At 70.1% G+C, this 22,733-nt stretch carries 15 protein-coding genes and 1 riboswitch; of the genes, 9 read left to right on the top strand and 6 right to left on the bottom strand.

Annotated features, from left to right (window positions below; translation table 11 throughout):
• The first annotated feature begins 83 nt into the window (after positions 1 to 83).
• From dnaJ to ACG83_RS26645, 4 genes are all read left to right on the top strand, one after another.
• Positions 84 to 1,262: a molecular chaperone DnaJ gene (dnaJ, locus tag ACG83_RS26660; protein WP_054568975.1), complete on the top strand. Its 1,179-nt coding sequence runs from the start codon at positions 84 to 86 to the stop codon at positions 1,260 to 1,262.
• On the top strand, positions 1,259 to 1,849 hold the full coding sequence (locus ACG83_RS47010) for a heat shock protein transcriptional repressor HspR (RefSeq protein ID WP_054568974.1): 591 nt from the start codon (positions 1,259 to 1,261) through the stop codon (positions 1,847 to 1,849). Before dnaJ ends, ACG83_RS47010 begins: the two co-directional genes overlap by 4 nt.
• Before the next feature lie 253 nt (positions 1,850 to 2,102).
• The gene (gene clpB / locus ACG83_RS26650; RefSeq protein WP_054568973.1) at positions 2,103 to 4,715 is read left to right on the top strand and encodes an ATP-dependent chaperone ClpB; all 2,613 of its coding nucleotides are present in this window, start codon (positions 2,103 to 2,105) and stop codon (positions 4,713 to 4,715) included.
• 56 nt (positions 4,716 to 4,771) lie between these two features.
• Complete coding sequence (locus ACG83_RS26645) at positions 4,772 to 5,692, top strand: pseudouridine-5'-phosphate glycosidase (protein WP_054568972.1); 921 nt, start codon at positions 4,772 to 4,774, stop codon at positions 5,690 to 5,692.
• Positions 5,693 to 5,803: 111 nt separating this feature from the next.
• On the opposite strand, the gene ACG83_RS26640 is transcribed toward ACG83_RS26645, so the two are convergent.
• Positions 5,804 to 6,514 (bottom strand): hypothetical protein, encoded by a 711-nt coding sequence (locus ACG83_RS26640; protein ID WP_235498195.1) that lies wholly within the window; start codon positions 6,512 to 6,514, stop codon positions 5,804 to 5,806.
• A gap of 500 nt (positions 6,515 to 7,014) precedes the next feature.
• Here ACG83_RS26640 and ACG83_RS26635 point away from each other — a divergent pair, with 500 nt between their 5' ends.
• From ACG83_RS26635 to ACG83_RS26625, 3 genes are all read left to right on the top strand, one after another.
• A complete protein-coding gene (locus ACG83_RS26635) occupies positions 7,015 to 9,399 on the top strand; it encodes an MMPL family transporter (RefSeq protein WP_054568970.1) in 2,385 nt (794 codons plus the stop codon).
• A 223-nt stretch (positions 9,400 to 9,622) separates the two neighbouring features.
• The gene (locus tag ACG83_RS26630; RefSeq protein WP_054568969.1) at positions 9,623 to 10,147 is read left to right on the top strand and encodes a PH domain-containing protein; all 525 of its coding nucleotides are present in this window, start codon (positions 9,623 to 9,625) and stop codon (positions 10,145 to 10,147) included.
• The gene (locus tag ACG83_RS26625; RefSeq protein ID WP_054568968.1) at positions 10,144 to 11,472 is read left to right on the top strand and encodes a PH domain-containing protein; all 1,329 of its coding nucleotides are present in this window, start codon (positions 10,144 to 10,146) and stop codon (positions 11,470 to 11,472) included. Before ACG83_RS26630 ends, ACG83_RS26625 begins: the two co-directional genes overlap by 4 nt.
• A 99-nt stretch (positions 11,473 to 11,571) precedes the next feature.
• On the opposite strand, the gene ACG83_RS26620 is transcribed toward ACG83_RS26625, so the two are convergent.
• The 5 genes from ACG83_RS26620 to ACG83_RS26600 form a co-directional block, all read right to left on the bottom strand.
• Positions 11,572 to 12,663: a nucleotidyltransferase gene (locus ACG83_RS26620; RefSeq protein WP_054568967.1), complete on the bottom strand. Its 1,092-nt coding sequence runs from the start codon at positions 12,661 to 12,663 to the stop codon at positions 11,572 to 11,574.
• A gap of 513 nt (positions 12,664 to 13,176) precedes the next feature.
• Entirely contained in the window at positions 13,177 to 13,728 is a 552-nt protein-coding gene (locus ACG83_RS26615) for a hypothetical protein (protein ID WP_054568966.1), read from the bottom strand.
• A complete protein-coding gene (locus ACG83_RS26610) occupies positions 13,721 to 14,827 on the bottom strand; it encodes an NAD(P)-dependent oxidoreductase (protein ID WP_054568965.1) in 1,107 nt (368 codons plus the stop codon). Before ACG83_RS26610 ends, ACG83_RS26615 begins: the two co-directional genes overlap by 8 nt.
• An 819-nt stretch (positions 14,828 to 15,646) precedes the next feature.
• Positions 15,647 to 17,017, bottom strand: a complete 1,371-nt coding sequence (locus ACG83_RS47005; RefSeq protein ID WP_235498194.1) for a CAP domain-containing protein — start codon at positions 17,015 to 17,017, stop codon at positions 15,647 to 15,649.
• Between the two features lie 319 nt (positions 17,018 to 17,336).
• Positions 17,337 to 17,930, bottom strand: a complete 594-nt coding sequence (locus tag ACG83_RS26600; RefSeq protein WP_347280133.1) for a DedA family protein — start codon at positions 17,928 to 17,930, stop codon at positions 17,337 to 17,339.
• A 287-nt stretch (positions 17,931 to 18,217) separates the two neighbouring features.
• On the opposite strand from ACG83_RS26600, the gene fbaA reads away from it, so the two are divergent.
• Both fbaA and ACG83_RS26590 read left to right on the top strand, forming a co-directional pair.
• A complete protein-coding gene (gene fbaA, locus ACG83_RS26595) occupies positions 18,218 to 19,252 on the top strand; it encodes a class II fructose-bisphosphate aldolase (RefSeq protein WP_054568962.1) in 1,035 nt (344 codons plus the stop codon).
• Between the two features lie 1,675 nt (positions 19,253 to 20,927).
• Positions 20,928 to 21,173, top strand: a riboswitch (cyclic di-AMP (ydaO/yuaA leader).
• A 6-nt stretch (positions 21,174 to 21,179) separates the two neighbouring features.
• Positions 21,180 to 21,866 (top strand): transglycosylase family protein, encoded by a 687-nt coding sequence (locus tag ACG83_RS26590; RefSeq protein WP_054568961.1) that lies wholly within the window; start codon positions 21,180 to 21,182, stop codon positions 21,864 to 21,866.
• The last annotated feature ends 867 nt before the right edge of the window (positions 21,867 to 22,733 follow it).

Raw genomic sequence — 22,733 nt, 5'->3', positions numbered from 1 at the left:
GACCGGCGGCCGGGTGGCTCCGCACGCCTGGACGCTTCCGACGCCCGCGTGCCGGGCTCGATCAAGACGGAAGGAGGGGCGCCGTGAGTGTTCGCGACATGGTCGAGAAGGACTACTACGCCGCTCTCGGTGTCCCCAAGGACGCGTCCGCGGCCGACATCAAAAAGGCGTACCGCAAGCTTGCCCGCGAGCTGCACCCCGACAAGAACCCCGGAGATCTCAAGGCCGAGGCACGGTTCAAGGAGGTCTCCGAAGCCTACGACGTCCTCTCTGACGAGACCCGGCGTCGTGAGTACGACGAGGCGCGCGCGTTGTTCGCGTCCGGGGCCTACCCGGGCGCGGGCGGCGGGCGCGGTGGCATGGGCGGGTTCGGCGCCCCGGGCGGCTACGGGCCGACCTCCGGGATCAATCTCGATGATCTCCTGAATGGCAGCGGCGGGGGTGGCCTCGGCGGGATCTTCGACAATCTCTTCCAGCGGTCGGCCCCCGGCCGGGCCCCCCGCCGTGGCGCCGACATCGCGGCCGAGGTGACCATCTCGTTCGAGAAGTCGCTGACCGGTCTCGAGGCAACGGTGCGGCTGCCGGGGGCTGCGACCTGTACGACCTGCGGCGGAACCGCCGCGAGGCCGGGAACCACGCCGCGAACCTGCCCGGTCTGCCGAGGTCTCGGTGTGATCTCCCGCTCCCAGGGCGGTTTCGCGCTCTCCGAGCCGTGTCGGGACTGCCTGGGCAAGGGCAGTCTCATCGACCACCCGTGCCCGGACTGCCACGGAACCGGCCGCCGTGAACGCGAGCAGCGGATCCGGATTCCGGCGGGAGTCAGCAACGGGCAGCGCCTGCGCGTGCGTGGACGCGGCTCTCCGGGGGAGCGCGGCGGAGCAGCAGGTGATCTTGAGGTCACCGTGCATGTCCAGAGCCACCCGGTCTTCGGGCGGGAGGGTCACAACCTGACCATCATCCTGCCGGTGACGATCACCGAGGCCGCGCTCGGCGCCTCGGTGAAGGTGCCCACCATCGACGGGACACCGTTGACCGTGAAGGTGCCGCCCGGGACGTCGAGCGGCCGGCGGCTGCGCGCCCGCGGTCGTGGTGTGCCCCGCCCCGGCGGAGAGAACGGCGACCTCATCGTGACCCTCGAGGTGACGGTTCCCCGACCGTCCGAGCTCTCCCCGAAGGCACGGACCGCGCTCCAGGAGTTCGCGCGGGCACATCCCGAGGATCCCCGTGAAGCCCTGATAGCCCAGATGGAGGGCCGGTCATGAACGCGCGCCCGAACCGTACTTCCGATCCGCCCCAGGCGGCGCGCGGGTCCAGTGGCCGATCCCGACCGGGTACCGGCATGCCATCTGGCGGCCCGGCCGCCGGCAGGCCGCCGACTCCCCCGCATCCCGGGGACGGGCAGGGCACCGGCTATTACCAGCCCCCCGGTCCCACCGCCGGCCCAGCCCACGACGATGACGCGCCGGTCTATGTGATCTCCATCGCGGCGCAGCTCGCCGGCATGCATCCGCAGACGCTGCGGTCCTATGACCGGCTCGGCCTGGTGACGCCTGGGCGCACCGCAGGCCGTGGTCGGCGCTACTCCGCCCGCGATGTCGCCCTGCTCCGCGAGGTACAGCGGCTCTCCCAGGAGGAGGGCGTCAACCTGGAGGGCATCCGGCAGATCCTCCATCTCGGAGCGCAGGTCGTCGCGCTGCAGGCCCAGGTTCGCCAGCTCGCCGAAGAGCTCGCCGCGGCCCGTGTCGAGGCCGACCGACGGGTCGCCGAGGCGCATGCGAGCCATCGGCGTGACCTCGTTCCCATCGAACGCGGTGCGGTAGTGGTCTGGCGTCCCGGCCACCGCCGCTGACGTCCGGCCACCAGCACCGCCAGCACCACCAGCACCACCAGCATCGCCACCGCTGCCGACACCGACGTCCGGCCACCGACACAGCAGCAGCACCATCAGCAGTAAGAGTTGAGTGGGAATGACTCAGGTATGCTGAGTGTCATTACCGGAGAAGAGCGGAGTCGACCGACCCCGCCGACACAGGACCAATCACGCGGGTCCGGCACCACCGGAGCCGCCTGACACCGGATCGCTCCGAGACACTGGGATCGCCATGAACGCTGACCGTCTCACCGCCCGCTCGCAGGAGGCGCTGTCCTCCGCGATCAGCCGTGCCACCGGCGACGGATCCCCGCTCGTCGACCCACTGCACCTGCTGACGGCGCTGCTGGAAGCGCATGACGGTGTTGGCGCCGCACTGCTCGACGCCGTGGGCGCCGACGCGGCGGCGGTCCGCTCGCGCGCAGAAGCCGCGGTCGGCCGGCTCCCACGGGCGGCCGGGGCCAACGTCGCGCCGCCTCAGCTCTCGCGCCAGCTCGTCGCCGTGCTCAACAACGCCGAGCGGCAGGCCGCGCGGATGGGCGACGAGTACATCTCGGTCGAGCACCTCGTCGTGGCGCTGGCCGAGGAAGGCGGCGAGGCCTCGCGCATCCTCGCCGACACGGGGGCCACCGCGGATGCCCTGCGCGGCGCGTTCGACCGCGTGCGCGGCGGTGCCCGGCGCGTGACCAGCCGTGATCCCGAGGGGGCCTACCGCGCGCTGGAGAAGTACTCCATCGATCTCACCGCGCGGGCGCGGGAGGGCAAGCTCGACCCGGTGATCGGTCGGGACACCGAGATCCGCCGGGTGGTGCAGGTGCTCTCCCGGCGCACGAAGAACAACCCCGTCCTGATCGGTGAGCCCGGCGTCGGCAAGACCGCGATCGTCGAGGGGCTCGCCCTGCGGGTCGCCGCCGGCGATGTTCCCGAATCCCTGCGCGGCCGGCGGATCGTCTCCCTCGACCTGGGGTCGATGGTCGCCGGCTCGAAGCTGCGCGGGGAGTTCGAGGAGCGCCTCACCTCGGTGCTCACCGAGATCCGCGAGGCCGAAGGCCAGATCATCACCTTCATCGACGAGCTGCACACCGTCGTGGGCGCCGGCGCGGCCGAAGGCGCGATGGACGCGGGCAACATGCTCAAGCCGATGCTGGCCCGCGGCGAGCTGCGCATGATCGGCGCGACGACGCTGGACGAATACCGCTCCCGGATCGAGAAGGACCCGGCGTTGGAGCGTCGCTTCCAGCCCGTCATGGTCGGGGAGCCCTCGGTGGAGGACACCATCGGCATCCTGCGCGGGCTCAAGGAGCGCTACGAGGTCCACCACGGCGTGCGGATCACCGACTCCGCGCTGGTCGCCGCGGCCACGCTCTCCGACCGCTACGTCACCGCCCGCTTCCTGCCGGACAAGGCGATCGACCTGGTCGACGAAGCCGCCTCCCGGCTGCGGATGGAAATCGACAGCCGGCCGGTCGCGGTCGACGAGCTCGAGCGCGCGGTGCGCCGCCTCGAGATCGAGGACATGGCGCTGTCCAAGGAGAACGACGACGCCTCCCGGCAGCGGCGGGAGCGGCTTCAGCGAGAGCTCGCCGAGAAGCGCGAGGAGCTCTCCGCGCTGACCGCGCGCTGGCAGCGCGAGAAGAACTCGATCTCCGAGGTCCAGAAGATCAAGGAAGAGCTGGAGAACGCCCGCCGCGCGGCCGAGATGGCGGAGCGCGACCTCGATCTCGCCAAGGCCGGCGAGCTGCGCTACGGCACCATCCCGACGTTGGAGAAGCGGCTCGCGGCGGCGACGGACGCGCTCGCCGGCTCCGACTCCCCCGGTGGCGCGATGCTGAGCGAGGAGGTCGGTCCGGACGATGTCGCCGAGGTCGTCGCCTCCTGGACGGGCATTCCCGCCGGTCGCATGCTCGAGGGCGAGACCGCCAAGCTCCTGCGGATGGAGGAGGAGCTGCACCGCCGGGTGATCGGGCAGGACGACGCCGTGCGCATCGTGTCGGACGCGGTCCGCCGCGCGCGGGCCGGCATCGCCGACCCGGACCGGCCCACCGGCTCGTTCCTGTTCCTCGGGCCGACCGGTGTCGGCAAGACCGAGCTGGCGAAGGCGGTGGCTGACTTCCTGTTCGACGACGAGCGGGCGGTCGTGCGCATCGACATGAGCGAGTACGCCGAGAAGCACTCGGTGGCCCGGCTGATCGGTGCTCCTCCGGGGTATGTCGGCTTTGAGTCTGGCGGTCAGCTCACCGAGGCGATCCGGCGCCGCCCCTACAGCGTGATCCTGCTCGACGAGGTCGAGAAGGCCCATCCGGACGTCTTCGACGTGCTGCTCGCCGTCCTCGACGACGGGCGGCTGACCGACGGCCAGGGCCGCACGGTCGATTTCCGGAACACGATCCTGATCCTCACCTCGAACCTCGGATCGGCCTTCATCGCCGACCCGACGCTGCCTCCGCAGGTGCGCCGGGATTCGGTCATGGTGGCCGTGCGGGATGCCTTCAAGCCGGAGTTCCTCAACCGGCTCGACGACGTCCTGGTCTTCGAGCAGCTGGGGCGGGAGGACCTCACCCGGATCGTCGACATCCAGATCGACCGGCTTCGGCGGCGGCTCGCCGACCGCCGCATCGATCTCACCGTCAGCGACGCCGCGAAGGGCTGGCTCGCCGACGCGGGCTACGACCCGGTCTACGGGGCGCGGCCGCTGCGCCGGCTGGTTCAGACCTCGATCGGGGACCAGCTCGCTCGCGAGATCCTCGCCGGTGAGATCAGGGACGGTAACGAGGTCGTCGTCGACGTCGACCCGAAGCGGTCGGCACTGACCGTGCATCCCGCGGTCAGCGCGCCAGCCATCTGATCTGACCGAGCCTCCCGCGCCAGTCCCCTCCGGCCCCCTCCGCGTAGGGTCGACGGGTGGCGCGGGAGGTTGCAGGTCTGTCGGTTTCCGCCGAGGTCGAGGCCGCGCTGGCCGCCGGCTCGCCGGTGGTCGCGCTGGAGTCGACCTTGATCGCCCATGGGCTGCCGCGCCCCCGTAACCGGGCCGTGGCGGTGGAGCTGGAAGCGATGCTGCGCGACCGTGGCGTCACCCCCGCCACGGTGGCCGTGATCGATGGCGTGCCCACCGTGGGGCTGGATGACGACACGCTCGGGCGGATCGCCGGCGACCCCGGAGTCACGAAGGCATCCGTACGCGATCTGCCGGCCGCCGCGGCGCTGGGTCTCACCTGCGCCACGACGGTCGCGGCCACCTCCGTGCTGGCCGCCCGGGTGGGAATCCGGGTGTTCGCCACCGGCGGTCTCGGCGGTGTGCACCGCGGCGCGGCCGAGACCTTCGACGAGTCCGCGGACCTGCCGACGCTGGCCGCCACACCGATCACCGTCGTAGCCGCGGGCGTCAAATCCATCCTGGACATCGACGCGACCATCGAACGCCTCGAGACGTTCGGGATCACGTTGCTGGGCTGGCGCACCTCGGACTTTCCCGGCTTCTACCTCCCCGCCACCGGCCATCGGCTCGACTGGCAGGTGGATGGCGCCGCGCAGGTGGCGGAGGCCATGGCGGTCAGAGATCGCCTCGGCCTGACGTCCGCGATCGTCGTCGCGAACCCGGTGCCGGCAGGTCAGGCCCTCGACGAGGCCATCCACGACGACGTTCTGCGCACCGCGCTGCAGCAGGCGGACAAGATCGGCCTGCGCGGCAAGGCCGTCACCCCGTTCCTGCTGGAGACCTTCCACACCGAGACCGCCGGTGCGAGCCTTGAGGTCAACATCGCTGTCGTGCGGAACAACGTGGCGGTGGCCGCCGAGATCGCGGTGGCCTGGGCGTCACGCTGATCGACGGTGTCCAACGGGCCGGCCCGCGTACCAGCACCTGCCGGCACCTGCTGGCCCCGGCTGGCGCGTGCCGGCCGGGGCTGGCGCCTGCCGGCCGGGGCTGGCATCTCCCTACTGGAGCTGGAGCTTGCCGGCGATCTGGTCCGTGATCCGCTGCAGGTGAACATCCGCCGGGTTGTTGTCGACATTCGAGTAGGTCACGATCACCTCGACCTGTCCTTCGATGAGGAAGAGGCTGTCCAGGACGAGTCCGAGCGTTTCGCCGCCAGCCTTCACGCTCACGCTCATCCGCAGCAGCACGCGTGCCCCGGAGGGAGCCTGCGGTGTCTCGACCGCGACGACCTTGATCTCGCTTCCAGGCTCGGAGACAGCGTCGAACTGCTGCTGGATCGCCTGGCCGAAGCACTCGCCGAACCGCGGATTGTTGAGGAGCTCGAGATGTGCGGCAGCCGTCTCGGTGGACACGATCGACGCGGTTGAGGATATCGCCACGATGGCGTCGGCTTCGCTGGTGAACTTGGGACCGTCGGCGGTGTCCTGATAGTCGTCGAGATGATCGCCCGAGATGCCGAGGCACTGCCCGACCGAACCCAACGAAATATCCTCCGAATTTGACCCTGCGGCGGGCGGAGATGCCGTGAAACCAGCTGTGATTTCCCCTTCCATCAGGACGTAGTCTTCGGCGTCCAGCGGCACCTCGGCGGACGCGGGCGACGCCGGGACAGCAGGTGGCGTGCCGGTGGCGCCAGGCGGTCCCGGCGGATTGAACGCGGTGAGATCACCGCCCTGGCAGGACGCCAGCAAAGCCGCGACGGCAATCACCAGACCGCCACGGGCGAGGGCCGCGGTTCCGCGACGCCATGGCCCCGCCACGGAGTCCCGGCGGCCCGTAATCGTGTCCGCGCCATCGGGGAGCAAGGAATCCGCCAGTCGCCGACCGGCGCCCCACACAACCATCAGTCAGACCCCCTGACAACGACGGCCCGAATTCTGATGGTCGAGCCGGAAGATTTCACCGCGTCCCGCGACGGGCCACGGCGTCCTTCTTCCACAATGCCGCAGAAAATGCCGCCGTCGGTCGATGTGGTGGGTCGTTGTCGGGACAGCGGTCCGCCGGATCAGGAACCCGGTACCGCCCTTGACGGAGCGCAGATTGTCAGCTAATTACGACCCCTCCACCACATCCGGCCATCACCTGCGCACATTCCGTCACAGTCGGCCGCCGCTTCCCCCTGATCGCGCGAACAGATCATCGAACGCGACGCGCGCGAGACGCTCCGAGCTGGCAGCATCGGCGAGGAGACCGAAGGAGAGGGCACCGCATGATCCGGCCGCGTCGCGCCGCCGCGCGTTCAACGCGGCTGTTCCCCTGGCTGATCGTCGCGTGCTGGCTGCTGGCCGGCATAGCAATCAGTCCGCTCGCCTTCAAGCTCACCGAGGCGCAGACCAACAATGCCTCCGCATTCCTTCCCAAGGATGCCGAGTCGACCCGTCTGCTGGAAGCGCAGAAAAAACTTCCCGGCGGAGACTCCGTACCTGCGGTGGTCGTTCTGCACCGGGACACCACGCTGACCGACCAAGATCTGGCCGCCGCCGACGCCCTGCGCACGGAGTTGCGGGGGTTCGCGACGACCCAACTACCCGCGGTCATTCCGTCAGGTGATCGGCGGGCAGCACTGATCACAGTCCCGATGCCGCAGGACAAGGACGCCGACCGCTTCACCGCAAACGTCCAGAAGATGCGGGAGATCGCCGAGCGCACCGCCGCGGGGAACCCCGGCCTCACCATCGCCGTCACGGGCCCGGCCGGCCTCCTCGCCGACACCTACGACGTGTTCTCGAAAATTGAGGACGCGCTGCTGCTCGTCACCGCGTCCATCGTGGCTGTGATTCTGCTCGTGGTCTATCGCAGCCCGTTCCTCTGGATCGTGCCGTTGCTTTCGGTCGGCATCGCCGACCAGATGGCCGCCGGCCTGATCTACCTGCTGGCCAAACACGCCGATCTCACGGTCAACGGCCAGAGCTCGGGCATGCTGCGGGTACTCGTCTTCGGCGCGGGCACCGACTACGCGCTGCTGCTCATCGCGCGATATCGAGAGGAACTGACCAGATACGCCGAGCCCGCCGCCGCCATGCGGATAGCGCTGCACCGGGCCGGGCCGGCGATTCTGGCCTCCGCCGGAACCGTGATCATCGGCATGCTCTGTCTGCTGCTCGGCACGTTGAACTCGCACCGCGGGCTCGGTCCGGTCTGCGCGCTCGGGATCCTCGTCGCGGTGGTGACCATGCTGACGCTGCTCCCGGCGGCGATGGTGGTCGGCGGTCGGCGTCTGTTCTGGCCGTTCGTACCGGAGCTGGGCAAGCCCGAGCACATCGAACAGATCGAGCGAACCGGTTTCTGGGCCAGGACCGGCGCCGCGATCGCCCGGCACCCGCGCCGCATCTGGCTGGCGACGGCGGCTGTCCTGGGCGCGCTGGTCATCGGCATGAGCGTGCTTCCCGGCGTGCTCCGCCAGGACCAGGCCTTCCGCAACGAGGTGGAATCCGTCAAGGGTCAGCACCTCGCCGAGCAGAGCTTCCCCCCGGGCGTCACAGCACCCACGTTCGTCGTCGCGAACGCGGCTCACGCGGACGAGGTGGCCGCCGCGGTCCGCGCGACGCCCGGAGTGGTGGGAGCGACTGAAAGCGGTCGGACGTCCGAGCTGGTGCAGTTTCTGGTGGTGCTCGACTCGCCACCCGACAGCACCGACTCGTTCCACTCCGTGGAGGCTCTCCGCACCGCGGTCCATGCGGTACCCGGCGCCGACGCCCTGGTCGGCGGGAACACCGCGGTGAACCTCGACGTGCGCGATGCCGCGATCCGCGACCGCGGCGTGATCATCCCGGTCGTCCTCCTGGTGGTGCTGCTGATCCTCGGGCTGCTGCTGCGAGCGATCGTGGCACCGGTCCTGCTCATGGCCACGGTTGTGCTGTCGTTCTTCGCCGCTCTTGGCGCGAGCGCTTTGGCGTTCCGCTACCTCTTCCATTTCCCGGGCATCGACCCGGCGCTCCCGCTGGTCGGTTTCATCTTCCTGGTGGCGCTCGGCGTCGACTACAACATCTTCCTGATGACCCGGGTGAGGGAAGAGGCGGGGCAGATCGGGCACGCCGCTGGCGTCCGCCGCGGACTGGCGGTAACCGGCGGGGTGATTACCTCGGCAGGAGTCGTTCTTGCCGCCACCTTCGCGGTACTTATGATCTTCCCTCTGGTTCAGCTCGCCGCGGTCGGCTTTCTGGTGTCTTTCGGGGTTCTGCTCGACACGCTCGTCGTCCGCTCGGTGCTGGTGCCGGCGCTCGCCCTGGACGTGGGCCCCGCCGTGTGGTGGCCGAGCCACCCGGCCCTCGCCGCGGCACCCCGCGCGGCCGGTGACGTCCACCCGGCCCCCACCGGCTCCGTGGCTGTGGACGACATGCTCACCGAAGTCCACCTGCTTGCGCACGACAGCCCTCGTCACGACGCCGTTCAGGGCGACGACCTCCAGCACGACGACCTTCAGGGCGACCACGTTCAAGGCGGCGACCTCCAGCACGACCACCTTCAGGGCGACCACGTTCAAGGCGACGACCTCCAGAGCGACCACCGTCACCACAACGCCCCGGCGCCGCCCGAGCACGGCCGCCGGCGTTCCCAGGACGGGGCGCCGGCGAGGACCGGCCGAGACGACTGAGCCTCGTTTTCGTGCCGACTCGGACCGGCCCCCGACTCGGACCGGCGGCGTCCTCGACCGTGCACCGTGAGATGGAAAAGGCTTACTGAACGCACACAAACAGACCATGCGCGCAGGTTTCGTTCCGGCCAATCCGTAGTCAGATTGGTCAATGCCGGCCACACGGTGACTACCACTGCGAAAATGAGCTGGAAGCCCGGCGTGCAGACCTTATGGTTGCCACATGCACACCGCTGCGCGCCCTGCCCCGGACAGCGCAGCGATGGCGGACATCTGGCGGGTTCCACCGGAATGCTGGTCTGGACTGTCACCCCAGCTCCGGCGACTACGCCGCCTGCTGCTCGCCGCCGTCGCGCTCCCGCTCAGCGTTTTCGCCGCGCTCGCCGGTGGCGGCCTCCTGGGTTTTCCGGGCCTTCTCGTCGGGTTCGTCCCGCTTGCGGCGGCCGCCCTGGCCTGGCGGTCCATCGGCCGGGCGTGGGCGGCCTGGCGCTACGCCGAACGCGACGACGACCTGCTCATCCAGCACGGCGTGCTGGTCCGCAGGCTGGTCGTGGTCCCCTACGGCCGGATGCAGCTGGTGGATGTCACCTCCGGCCCGCTTTCTCGCCGGTTCGGGGTGGCCCAGGTACGCCTGCACACCGCCGCAGCCACGACGGACGCGGTCATCCCCGGGCTGGGGCCGGGCGAGGCGGCGAGGCTACGGGACTCACTGGCCGCGCGCGGCCGCTCCCGGGCAGCCGGGCTTTGACCACAGCAGGTTCGGACCACGCCGCCGACCCGAACCACGCCACCGGCCCGTCCGCCAGCCAGGGTGACGGGTATCAGCACCTGCACCCCCTGACACCGCTCCTGCGGGGCTGGCTGTTGGTCGCGGCCGTCGCGGCGAGCGTGCTGAGGAACTTCGCCGACGAACTGAGCACGCATGGCGTGCTGGCCACTCTCGCGGTCCTGCTTCCCTCGGCCGCCGCCTACGGATACTGCGCCTGGCGGTTCACCCGCTTCCGGGTCGGGGCCGACAGCATCCGGCTGGAAACCGGCCTTCTCGTCAAACGTTTCCGCGACGTGCGTCTCGACCGCATCCAGTCGGTGGAGATCACCCAGTCGTTGATCGCCCGCGCGACCGGGCTCGCCGCGCTGCGGCTGGATCTCGGTGGCGCGCACGACGGAGACGAGGAATCGGTCACCAGCCTGAGCTACCTGTCGCTGGACCGGGCGAGGACGTTGCGGGCCGAGCTGCTCGCCCGCGCCGCCGGAATCGCCCCCGAGGCGGGCGAGGCGCCCGAACGCCCGCTCACCATCGTCCCGCCGCGACGGTTGGCCGCGTCCATCGCGCTTTCTCCCGGACCGTGGCTGGCCCTCGCCGCCGCCGTACTGCTTGTCACGCCGGCACTGTTCACGGGAACCCTCGCCGGCTTCGTGGCGGTCACGCCCGCGCTCGTCGGTGTCTGGCGTACGTCCTTCCGTCGTTTCGCGAGCGGCTACCTGTTCACCGTGTCGGAATCGCCGGACGGTCTGCGTATTCGAGGCGGCCTGCTCGATCGCGCTCATCACACCGTTCCGCATGGTCGGGTGCAGGCGATCCGGCTGCACAGCTCACCGCTGTGGCGCTGGCCGGACTGGGTGGAGGTCCAGGTAAACGTCGCTGGCGACGCGCGAAGCACCTTGTTGCCGGTGGCGCCCCGGGCCCAGGCGGTGATGCTGGTCGAACGCCTGCTGCCCGGTGTGAACCTGGCGGACGTCCAGCTGCTGCCGCCACCGGGCCGTGCTCGGCTGCTGGCGCCGTTCCGCTGGCGCCAGCTCCGTTGCGGCCACGACGACCAGGTTTTCGTCACTCGCTCCGGACGCCTCTGGCAACGGACCGACATCATCCCGCACAACAAGGTTCAGAGCATTCAGCTGGTCGCGCGACCGCTGCCCCGTCTGCTGGGCCTCGCGGACGTCCACCTGGACTCCACCGGCGGCCCGGTGCGAATCCAGGCACGTCTACGGGACGCGCGGGAGGCGTGCCAGCTTGCCGCCGAACAGGCGGAACGCTCCCGGCTCGGGCCGGAGCAGACCACGCCCGGAGAATGAGCCTTTTCCATCGTCGACCCGGACTCGCGGCGTTCGGTGACGGCTGTGAGCCGGAAAAGGCTCAATAGCGAACAGGACCTCGGCAGGCTCGGTGAGATGTCACCCGAAGGTCGGGAACTCCGGCCCGAAGATGGTTCCCCACAGGCTCACAGCCTCCTCGTGCCTGCCGGCCCGCTCGGCCGCGACCGCGCGGGCCGAGAAGTCACGCGCCTGCCGAACAAACACCGCCAGGTCGTCGAGATCGTCCCGACGAAGGTAGCTGGAGAGGTCACCCCGGATGTCGGACGGATCGCCGACGGCGAGGCCGATCTCGTCCATGTACCGGAAGACCTCGGCGAGGCCCTGGCGGGTGTTGAGCCCACGGCCGGCGAGCACCTGCCCGGCGAGCGCCTCGATGTGGAACGACCGCAGGTGGCTCCCGCAGACCCGGTTCCACGCCTTGAGCAACCGGACCGCTGAGATCACCCGGGGCCCGAGGTCCATCGTCCAGCTGGCATGGCGCTCCGGGCGCGTCGGCAACCAGCCGCCGACCCTGTCCGGGATCACGTAGCCGGCACGGGGGTGGTCGAAGGCAGGCACCAGATGGACGTCGGGCGCGGCGTCGTACACGATGCGCAGGGCCTGCCCACGGGTGCCGATCGTCTGCACCCGGTCGCCACCGATAGCGTTCCGGACGCAGACGAGAAGATCGCGTGAATCCCAGCGGAAACGCTTCCAGGCGCTGTTCGCGGCGCTGAAGACCACGAAGATGTCCACCTCGTCGAGCGGGCGGATCATCGTGTCGCGCCCGGCGGAACCGATGGTGGCCACGCCCACGAGCGGAAGGGCACAGCGCGGCGGGAAGATCGACCGCAGGGCCCGCTCCGCCTCGGCCCGCCGTTCGTCGATCACCGCACGATCGTTCTCGCTGAGCCGCACGAGATCGTCCAGCTTGGCGAACGCACGTGCGGTGGTGCCGACGAGCAGCGGGCCCGTCATCGGCCCGGTGACCGGGTTGATCGGCGACGCACCTGTCACGGCGGGCCCGGGCGGCGGCGCGGTTGTCTGCTCGCCACGCGGGAAAAGCGTGTTGGGTGCCCCGGGAGCCGAACCCGCCGGCCGGCGCCAGTGCGGAGGAATGATCAGATGGTCGTACGTGACCTCGCTCGGTCGGGTTCCGGCCGGAACCTCCCTACGGGCATCCACGCTCATCGTGCAGACCTCCAGACGCAGGTGACGCGAAGGTGCGAGTTCCCCTTCCGAGCCACGACGGCCCCACTCGTCGCGGATGCCTCAACCGGACCGGCCGACCGTTGGGCGACCGACTACCGGTGGCGACATCAGCTCCTATGGTGCCCCAGGACGTCACGTTCTGAACAGGGGGCTCGTGGCGTCGGCGTGTCCGACCGAGCCGGGCTGTCCACGAAACCACGAAGAAACTTTGTCGGATCGCCGACACCCCGCCCCTGAGGGGTCTTCACGAATACCACCCTTGGCAGGTGAAGGGGAAGCCCTTGACCAGCACCAATGGCACGTTCGGGGGGTGTCGGGGCCGGACTGCGCGGGCGGCGGCGTTCCGTCTCCCGTCACCTCCAGCCCCACCACGGGCAGCCCACACGAAGGGCCACACTTCAGCACCAGCAGCCCAACAGTTCCGGCAATGCTAACGTTGCGTAACAGATCATCGAGCGGACAACCGACGCACTGCGGCGCCACCCCGAGTGATCACAGGGGCGGCCGAATCCACAATCTCCGGCGTTCGGTGAGCAGTACTCCGGTCGGCACGAAGGCCGTCGTCTGGGCCAGGCGCTTGCCGACCACGTCGCCGACCCCGATCCGGCTCCCGACCAGCAGGCCCCGATATTCCAGCCAGCTCGAGAGCGCCTGGACCGCCTCACCGCCGAAACCATCACGCCGATACGGGTTGCTCACCCGAACGCCGACCACCGCGCGGGCGCGATGCGTGTCCGCGGCCAACAGCCCCAGCGCCACGCCGTCCTGACCGCGCAACACCCAGGTGAGGATCCCGGTGCCGGCGCTGACTCGCCGCCTCAGCTCCCTGCGCATTCCGGTCGGATCCGTGGCCGCGGAATCCGCTGCCGCGGGCGCGGAGTCGAGCGCACCGCCGAAGAGCTCGCCGGCCGCAAGCCGCACCGGCCGGCCTCGGGCGGCCAGGACCATCGCCTGGGCGAGTTCCTCGGCCACGAAACCGACGTTCCAGACCGTGAGTGGAAGTGCGCGCATCCGCGCTGTGGTGAGGGTGGGGCCCTCACCCACGACGCGCCGGCTCCGTGACGCCGAGCAAACCCCGGTCACGCAGCCAGGCGCCGGTCCGGCGCATCCCCTCATCGAGGTCGACCCGGGGCTCCCAGCCGACGAGCTCGGCGATGCGGCGCCCGGACACCGTTCCGGTCCTGGTCAGATCCTGGATGGTCAGCGGGCCCAGATCCACCCGCACCCGCGGATCCACGTTCACGACGAGCTTGGCGCCAAGCCCGCGAAGCAGCCCGGGGCGGCGGCCTGACGCCGACCGAGACCGGCCGGGCAGCCGATCAACCGCGTCAACGACCTCGCACAGCCGTGCGGGGACCGATCTCGGCGGCCTGACCTCCGCCAGCGCCGCATAGCGGCCGAAGAAGTCGGCGCCGGTCGTCGCCTCGGGACCGGTCACATGGAGCACCCGGCCGGCGACCACATCGACGGGAGCGGCGGCCACCGCCGTCACCGCCGCGACCACATCGTCGACATGGACGGGGCTGAGCCGGCCTCCGCCGCCGTCGACGAGCACGAACCGCCCGGCGCGCATCAGCAGCACCGGCCACAGCGTCCAACGCCCGGCACGGGGGCCGTAGGCGTCCGCGATCCGCAGCACGGTGACGGGCGCTCCGTGCGCCGCGGCGGCGTTCGCCGTCTGCTCGGCCGCGGCGATCGCGTCCGCACGTGGCTCGCCGGTGAGACCTACCGGCGCGGACTCGTCGGCGAGCATCGGCGTGTCGCCACCCAGCGCGCTCACGCAGGACAGGTGGATCACCCGGCCCACACCGGCTCGCTGGGCGGCGTCCAGCACCGTCGCGGTGCCGCCGAGCAGCACCTTGCGCATCTGCGCGGTGGTGACACGGCTCGGCGGTGTCACCCGGCCCGCCCGCACCGGCGTGAGCTCGCCGACCCCGCCCATGCCCACCGCGGCGGCGTGGACGAGCAGGTCCGCACCGTCGAGCGCCTTCTCCCAGTCGCCAGCGGTCGTCACATCGGCCTGCGTGATACCGGGCCCACGCCGAACGTCGAGCGCGACCACCTCGTCGCCCCGCTGGCGGAGCTCCTGCGCCACAGCGCCACCGAGGAATCCGGCCGCGCCGGTGACCACCGACCGAGCCAATCGCCCTCCCACCCGCTGCCCGATCCGCTCGGCTGGTCCGCGCTCCGCGCGTGCCGACGGACGGAATCCGACACACCGGTCCGTTTTGGACCAGAGAATACGTGATCTACTGGTGCCGACCTCGCCGGACGAGATCCGCCCGACCTTGGGTCGGTGGCGAGAGATCGTACCCGGTACGTCCGACAGCTCGCCGCCGGACAGATGGGACGTCCACAAAGGTGGCGGGTGCGAGCGGACTTGCCGCCCCGGCCGGGCTGCCGCTGCCGCCGCCGCCGCTGCCGCTGCTGCCGCCGCCGCCAGGATCTGAGGGGTTCGTGGTCGCCGGAGCCGGAGAGCCCGTGGCAGAGTCCTGGGGCGCGGCGGATGCCGGGCCACCAGCATGGGCTTTGCGGAGCCATGCCCATGGGATGCGAACCCCACCCGCACATCCACCCATCGATGATCCCGCACCGCCACGCAGCACCGATAGTTCCTCAAAAGGGGCAAAATGGGCGCGACGCCGCCTGGCCACCCGCAAGAAAGAAGGATTTTGGTCGTTGCACCGACCAAAATCGTTCACTCTTGCGACTCGCCAAACCGGGCCGCCAGGCTAGCGGACACTCGGAGGCGGAGGTCCGGCAGCGTTCGTGGAGTGCGAACCTCCCCGCCCACCGACCAGCGCTCTTGATCGGCGCCATCTGCGACAGACTCCCGAACGAGCAGAATCGCCAGATCTTCAGAGGGACTTGGCGGGTCGCCGGCGCCGGCCGGTCAGATTCGCGGTGCCTCACCGAGAAGCGAGGCAGCGTGTGCCGCATGTGTGATGCTGCCCAGCAGCTCTCATGCACCGGTGCCGAAGTTCTCGACCCAGTAGGTGCCGTAGTCACCACCGGTCGCGTACCCGACCCCGATCTGGGTGAGCTCACAGTCCACGATGTTCGCCCGGTGCTCCGGGCTGGCCATCCAGTCGGCGACCACGGCTGCCGGGGCCCGCTGACCGGCCGCGATGTTCTCTGCCGCGACCGAGAAGTCGTAGCCGGCGGCCGTGATCCGGTCGAACGGTGACTTCCCGTCCAACCCGGTGTGGCTGAAGTAGTTGTGGCTCGCCATGTCGTCGCTGTGGGCCTGCGCCGAGGCACTGAGGCGGGAGTCGATCGCCAGCGGCAGGCATCCGACCGCGGCGCGCTGATCGTTGGTGAGCGCGATGACCTGCGCGATGAGCGCGGCACTGTTGTCAGCGGCAGCGCCGGAGGCGGTAGCCACGGCGGCGGGCTCGACGCCCGCAGCGGTAGCCGTGCCGGCGGCAGGCGTGGTGCCGGTGGCCGCGCCGGTGCCTGAGCCGACGGCTGCGTCTGGGCCGACGGCTGCTGTGCCTGAGTCGGCCGCTGTGCCGGTGGCGGGCTCGGCGCCCGTCGCGGGCTCGGCGCCGGTGGCGGATGCGGAAGGCTGCTGAGCCGGCGCTGGTTCCGGCCGGGAAGCGACCGTAACGCTGTCCGGACCGGACTGCGCGGGGCCTGCGGGTCCCGCGCTGGCGGCCGGCTCCGGCCCAGCGACCGCTACCGGGCCGTTGACCGTTGCCGGGCCGTTGACCGTCGTTGGGACACCGGGCAGCTCCGGCCCACCTGCGGCGGCCTGACCGGCGGCAACCGGTCGCCTACCGACCTGCCCGGGCTGCCCGGACTGCCCGGACTGCCCGGACTCGACGTCGCCCGATCCGTCCGCGTCGGTGCCGGTCGCACCGGACGCAGTGCGACCGGGCTGGCCACCGTTCGGCCGGGTGCCACCGGGTTGTGGCGAACTGCCAGGTTGCGCTGAACTGCCACCGGGCCCGGAGATCCCCCTGGCGTCATCGTCCGTGCCCTCATGGATCTCGCCGTCACCACGGCTGACGACCACAGGGTGCGCGAGCGCCCGCGCCGACGGCGCAGTCGCCGCCCGCCTCGCAGTCGGTGGGTCCGCCGTGCGGCGTGCGTCCACCGGACGCGGAGCCGCCCTGGGGATCACCACGGCGGGCAGGCGGCTCCTCGACGCACCCGCGGGCGCGGTGTCCACACCGGCCGCGACACGCGCGTGATCGGCGGAAAGCTGACCGCCACGATCCGACATCGCGGCGCTGGCCGCCTCGGCGCTCGAAGCCGGCAACGCCACCGAAGCAACGCCGATGCTCGGCACACCCACACCGGAGACCGCCGCCAGACCCAGCAGGACCACGAACACGATCAAAGGCCGGCAGGAAGGCCTCCGTACCCGTCCGCCGCGGGATCGGGGTCCACCAACCGGGCGCGACCGGCCCGGCCGGCCGGAATCCGACCGGCCCGTACCCGCGCGTTCAGGAGGTTCCGCGCGCATTCCAGCCGCGGCGTGATCGGCACTTCGGTGTGATCGGCACTTCGGTGTGATCGCTCATACGACCACACGTTTGCCCGACGAAGCCCACGATCAGTAACCGTACGGACCTGATCACGACAGAACGAGCAACGGACACCCAATGCGGCAGCGCGCTTGGGACGACGCGGGGTACGGGAGCGGATCAGCCCGCACTCGTACCCGCGGGGTCCTCCACGCTCCGTGAGCGGGCCACCCGCCTGCGCATGAGCTCGCCCCCCGCCCCGGCGAGCACGGACACCACGATCACCACAACCCCGATCCAGACCGCGGCATCGCGCAGGCCGGGAACGGCTGAGGCCGCATAGCCGAGCAGGACCAGGCCGGTTCCCCAGATGACAGCCCCGGCGATCACTGCCGCGCCGAACCGGTGCCTGGGCATCGACACCGCGCCGGCCAGGACCGGGGCGAACGTCCGCGCCCAGGGCACGAACCGAGCCGCGATCAGTGTGGCCGCGCCGAAGCGCTGGTAGAAGTCCTCCGTTCGAACCAGCGCTCCCGCATGGCGGCGTTCGAGGTAGGGGCGGCCGAGATGACGGCCGGTCGCATACCCGACAACGGCGCCGAGGCTCGCCGCCACCGGCACACCGAGCGCGAGTACGAGGATCGAGACGTCGGCTGACGGGTCGGCTGCGACCAGACCCGCACCGAACAGCACGGTGTCGCCGGGGAGCCAGAAGCCGACCAGGACCCCACTCTCCACGAAAATCACCGCGAAGAGGATGGCGTAGAGGGTCATCCCAGAGAGGTCTTCGATGTCCACGAGGCCAGTCTGCCGCCGGAGCGCGATCAGGATGAGACATCCGACCAGCTTCCGGCGATGTCACGTGGAACCACACCCGTCCGAGCCGGGTGACGTCATACCCTTCGGCCAACACCTGCCGTCGGCACGCGTCGGGCGCAACCGCGCCCCGGGATCTCCGGGGGGTGGTGGCGGGTTCGGCGGCGCGTCCGGCGCCACGGCCCGCGGTGGCTTGGTGCCACCGGGCGGTCGGGCGCCCCTAGACCTTTCGAGGAGCTCCACCGATGCCCATCGCCAGCCCAGACGTCTACGCCGAGATGCTCAGCCAGGCGAAGTCGAACGCCTACGCCTACCCCGCCATCAACGTGACCTCGTCGCAGACCCTCAACGCGGCGCTGCGGGGCTTCGCGGAGGCCGGCAGTGACGGAATCGTCCAGGTCTCAACCGGCGGCGCCGAGTTCCTTTCAGGCACGACCATCAAGAACATGGTGCTCGGGGCCGAGGCACTCGCAGAGTACGCGCACCACGTCGCCAAAGCATATCCGGTAAACATCGCGCTGCACACGGATCACTGCCCGGCCGACAAGCTCGACACCTACATTCGCCCACTTATCGCGATCTCTCGTGAGCGAGTTTCGCAGGGGCGGGATCCGCTTTTCCAGTCCCATATGTGGGACGGCTCCGCGGTAGAGCTCGAGGAAAACCTCAAGATTGCGGACGAGCTGCTCGCCGACTGTCGGGCCGCACGTATCGTGCTGGAGGTCGAAATCGGCGTCGTGGGCGGCGAGGAGGACGGCGTCGTCGGCGCGATCGATGAGAAGCTCTACACCACTCCCGGCGATATGTTCCGCACCGCCGAGGTGCTCGGAACCGGGGAGAAGGGGGCTTACATGCTGGCCGCGACGTTCGGCAACGTTCACGGCGTGTACAAGCCCGGCAATGTCCAGCTACGGCCTGCGATCCTTCGCGAGGGCCAGCAGCATGTGGCCGAGAAGCTCGGCCTCGGTGCCGACGCCAAGCCGTTCAACCTCGTCTTCCACGGCGGCAGCGGCTCGGACCTCTCCGAGATCCGCGAAACGCTCGACTACGGTGTCATCAAGATGAACGTCGACACCGACACCCAGTACGCCTTCACCCGCCCCATCGTGGACCACGTGTTCCGGAACTACGACGGGGTCCTGAAGGTGGACGGCGAGGTCGGGGTCAAGAAGGCCTACGACCCGCGCACCTACGGGAAGGCCGCGGAGACCTCGATGGCGGCACGAGTCGCCCAGGCCTGTTCTGACCTGCGGTCCGCGGGCCGTTCGATCGGCGTCTGACCGACGTCATCCGGGCTCTGCCCGGTCCGTTGCCCGACATCTGAGCCGGGCCACGCTGGTCCGGCAGGGACCTCAGTAGTCCGTTCATGCTCCCGGGGGCGCCCACGTTCCCGGGAGCACTCCGCTCGCCTGATGCCGCTCGCCTGATGCCGCCCGGTGCATCGTCCGCGTGCGCGCCGACCGAGCCTTTTCCATCGTCGGCTCTGGCCTGTGGGCCACAGCGCCCGACAACGTGAGATCGAGAAGGCTCACCGATCGCGGCCGCGCCCATGCCTGGCTCCGGCTCCTGGCCTCTCCGCTCCCCGCGGCTCCTGGCGCACCGCTCCCCCGCGGCCCGTCGCCCGCTCCCTGTCTCCATCTCCTCCATCTCCTCCTTCTCCTCCTTGTCTCCCATCTCCCTCTCCTTATCTCCTTCTCCCGCTGCTCCCGGCATCTCCTTTCCCACTGCTCCGGCTCCCTGTCGCCGCGGGCAGTACGACGGCCCGCCCCGGCCGCCCAGCACCCCCGCCACGCCCGCACGTGATCTCAACCGCCAACGCCCGGCCGCTGACGTTCACCCGTCCGGACGACCGGCCGGCAGCAGTGTGTGATCTATTTCACTCACAGGTCTCCAGCGGGTGACCAGCCCGCGCCCGGCCGCGATCCGGGACGTCAAGCACCCGGAAGAACCCCACGAAGATCGTGCGGCCTGGCGACGGCACATCGCCCGCCATACCGAGCCAGGACACCCTCAGGGCCACAGTGGTCCGATCCCGCGCGGAAGTAGACGCGGCCCGACGACCTGCTCAGACCACACCTCGATGCCAAGGCCGCCCACGCCTGGGCAAAGCCTCGCGTGGGCTGCCATGTGGCCTCTTCGGCCGATTCGGCCACCCACGGGCTCGCACGGCAGTGAGGGATCAGCGCCAAGCAGCGAATCGGTGGACGGAACGCACCACCGCGGCAGCGGGCCCGCCATCCGGAATCTCCGGCCTCGTCCAGACAGACCGGGAAACGTCCGGCTCGCTGCAGGCTCTCCCGACCCGTCCCGCACCGAAGCGCGGGGACATAGTTCGCGCCGCCGTCCACAGCGGGCTGGCCGGACCGGTCGCCACGGGCCCGGCCATTCGCCACATTGCCACCGATGTGACCATCGGCTACCAGAGAGACACCGAGAGGCACCATGGGTGCCACAGCGACGATGACGCCCGAGTCTGCACGCACCCCCACAAGATCACTCCAGGCCTCGGCGGTGCGGCGCTCCGAGCCCTCGATCCGACCCCCCGACAGGCTCGTCGGCGACGAAAGATACACTTACGTTAACTCATAGTTACGATTGCGTATCTCACATGACGCGACGCCCGAACCCCCATCGGTACAAGAATATAAATTTTTACCCTCGTTAGTGACGAGATCCGCAGTGAGCGGTAGCCTTGGCTCCGATTCCGGCGAATAGCTCGCACCGCAGGCAATACCGGTGATCTTTCGCGAGCGTGATCAGTCGGCCCGAACCCTCCACCACGAAACGCCCACCAAGTTAATGAGCGCGCGTGCGCGCGCGATACCAGGGCCCACAGCCAATCTCAAGAAGGCGCGCGGGAGTGTGCTCTTCTTCACGTCGACCATTCAATCCTTGTCGCCTCGCCCGACGTTGTGGTTATGGTCTTCGCCGTGCCCGGAGACAGGCCGGGCACCCGACGGGTGCACGCCGAATCCCTGCCCCCATCCGCCGGAAACAAAAACCCGATGGCAGGAGCGGGGGAACCAATACCCGGCCACCGAACCTGGTGGCCTTGGGGTGAAGCCGCAGGGCCGTTGACAGCAATGAGGAACCGTCTTCCTTGCTGTCGAAGGCACAGGATTTGGGAGTTCCTGACATGCGGCCGGGCTTGTTCCCTGCCCGAACCCGACAGCTCACCTCGCAGGCGTGGGGAAGGAAAACTCACGCATGTCCGACGCACGTACCAGTGGCCGACAACGCCGCAGCAGTACCCGCAGCCGGGCCCGCACCCTCGTCCCCGTATCCGTCCTTGTCGCGACGGTCGGAGGCACAATCGCCATCAGCCAACCGGCGAATGCCGCAACGACCTGGGAAGGTCTGCGGCAATGCGAGTCCGGCGGCAACTACACGACGAACACCGGTAACGGCTACTATGGCGCTTACCAGTTCTCCGCCGGGACCTGGCAGAGTCTGGGGTACTCTGGCCTTCCACACACCGCTCCACCCGCCCTGCAGGACGAGGCGGCGCTGAAGCTCGCGCTCCGCTCCGGATTCGGCCAGTGGCCGGTGTGCGGGAGCGGAATGGGCGGCGACCAGCTCTCACCCGGCGCGTCGTCGTCGGGGTCAGGCAGCCAGGCCTCCCGTACGGCCGAGCGCACCAGTCTGGTCGCGCAGCCCGTCGCCACCACGGGTGTGCCCCCTCTGACGCGCAACTACTTCGCGTCGGTACACAACCAGGTCACTGACGAAATCAAGACCTGGCAGGAAAAGATGAACTCCCTCGGCTACTCCCTCGCCGTCGACGGCTGCTACGGGCCGAAGTCCGCAGCCGCGGCCAGGGACTTCCAGACGGCGCGCGGCCTCATCGTCGATGGCGTCCTCGGCCCGCAGACCTGGGCGGCCACCTTCGGCTGACGCCTGCCCGCCCCGGCGGAGCACTCGGTCGCCTGCCTGCCCGCCCGCTCATTCGCGGGCCCCAGCGCGCGGCACCGACAGCCAGCACCCCGTGAGGGCAACCTGCCTTCCACAGCCGAACCCTCCCGGCTGCACGGGGAAAGCCCCCGCCCGGACCGGATCGACGAGCCTTCCCATCTCATGGTGCACGACCGGAGATACCGCAGGTCGGAGCCGACGATGGAAAAGGCTCAACGCTGACAGGGACCCCGCCGCGAACCGGGAGTCGGTCGAGGGCGTGCATGCCGTCCTCGCCTGACAACGGTCGGCCCACCGACTGCGTTCCCGCTCCGGCGAGAGCGGGCCTTCACGGCCGTCCGACCGGATCCTCGTCCCTCCCTCCTCCCAGCCCCGAAAGCGCGGACGCGCGCCGGGGAGGCTCACCGCACCCGCCCGCTCCGTCCCGGTCGGGCGCGGTGATGCCAGGAGCCCCAGGAACCACCCGACCGTGGCTGCACCGTCCCAGCGCGGTTGTCCACACCTGATCCACATCTGAGTTGTCCACATCCGAGTTGTCGAGCACCTCGCCCGACGGGACGTTCCTCCCGGTCCGTCAAGCCCGGAAGGCGTCTCATCCAGTCGCCGTGACGTGCGACGGCCCGCCCGCCCGGCGCTGACCCAGCCGTGGCGCGCGGGACGCAACGCGGAGCGCCCCAACGGTCCGCGTGTCGCAGGACCCGGACAGCCCCACCGCCGGAGCGGTACCGGCCTCGGGGCAGGTGTCCGGGCGTCGCGGCCTTCCCGCCGATCATCTCGATCACCCGCGGGATGCGTTCGGCGCGCATTCCCTCCACGGCCGCGCCGAACGACCTCCCTCGACGACGCCAC

The sequence above is a fragment of the Frankia sp. R43 genome (assembly GCF_001306465.1).
GTDB lineage: Bacteria > Actinomycetota > Actinomycetes > Frankiales > Frankiaceae > Parafrankia > Parafrankia irregularis.
The sequence above is the reverse complement of the archived record's forward strand: the minus strand, read 5'-3'. Positions and strand labels throughout refer to the sequence as shown.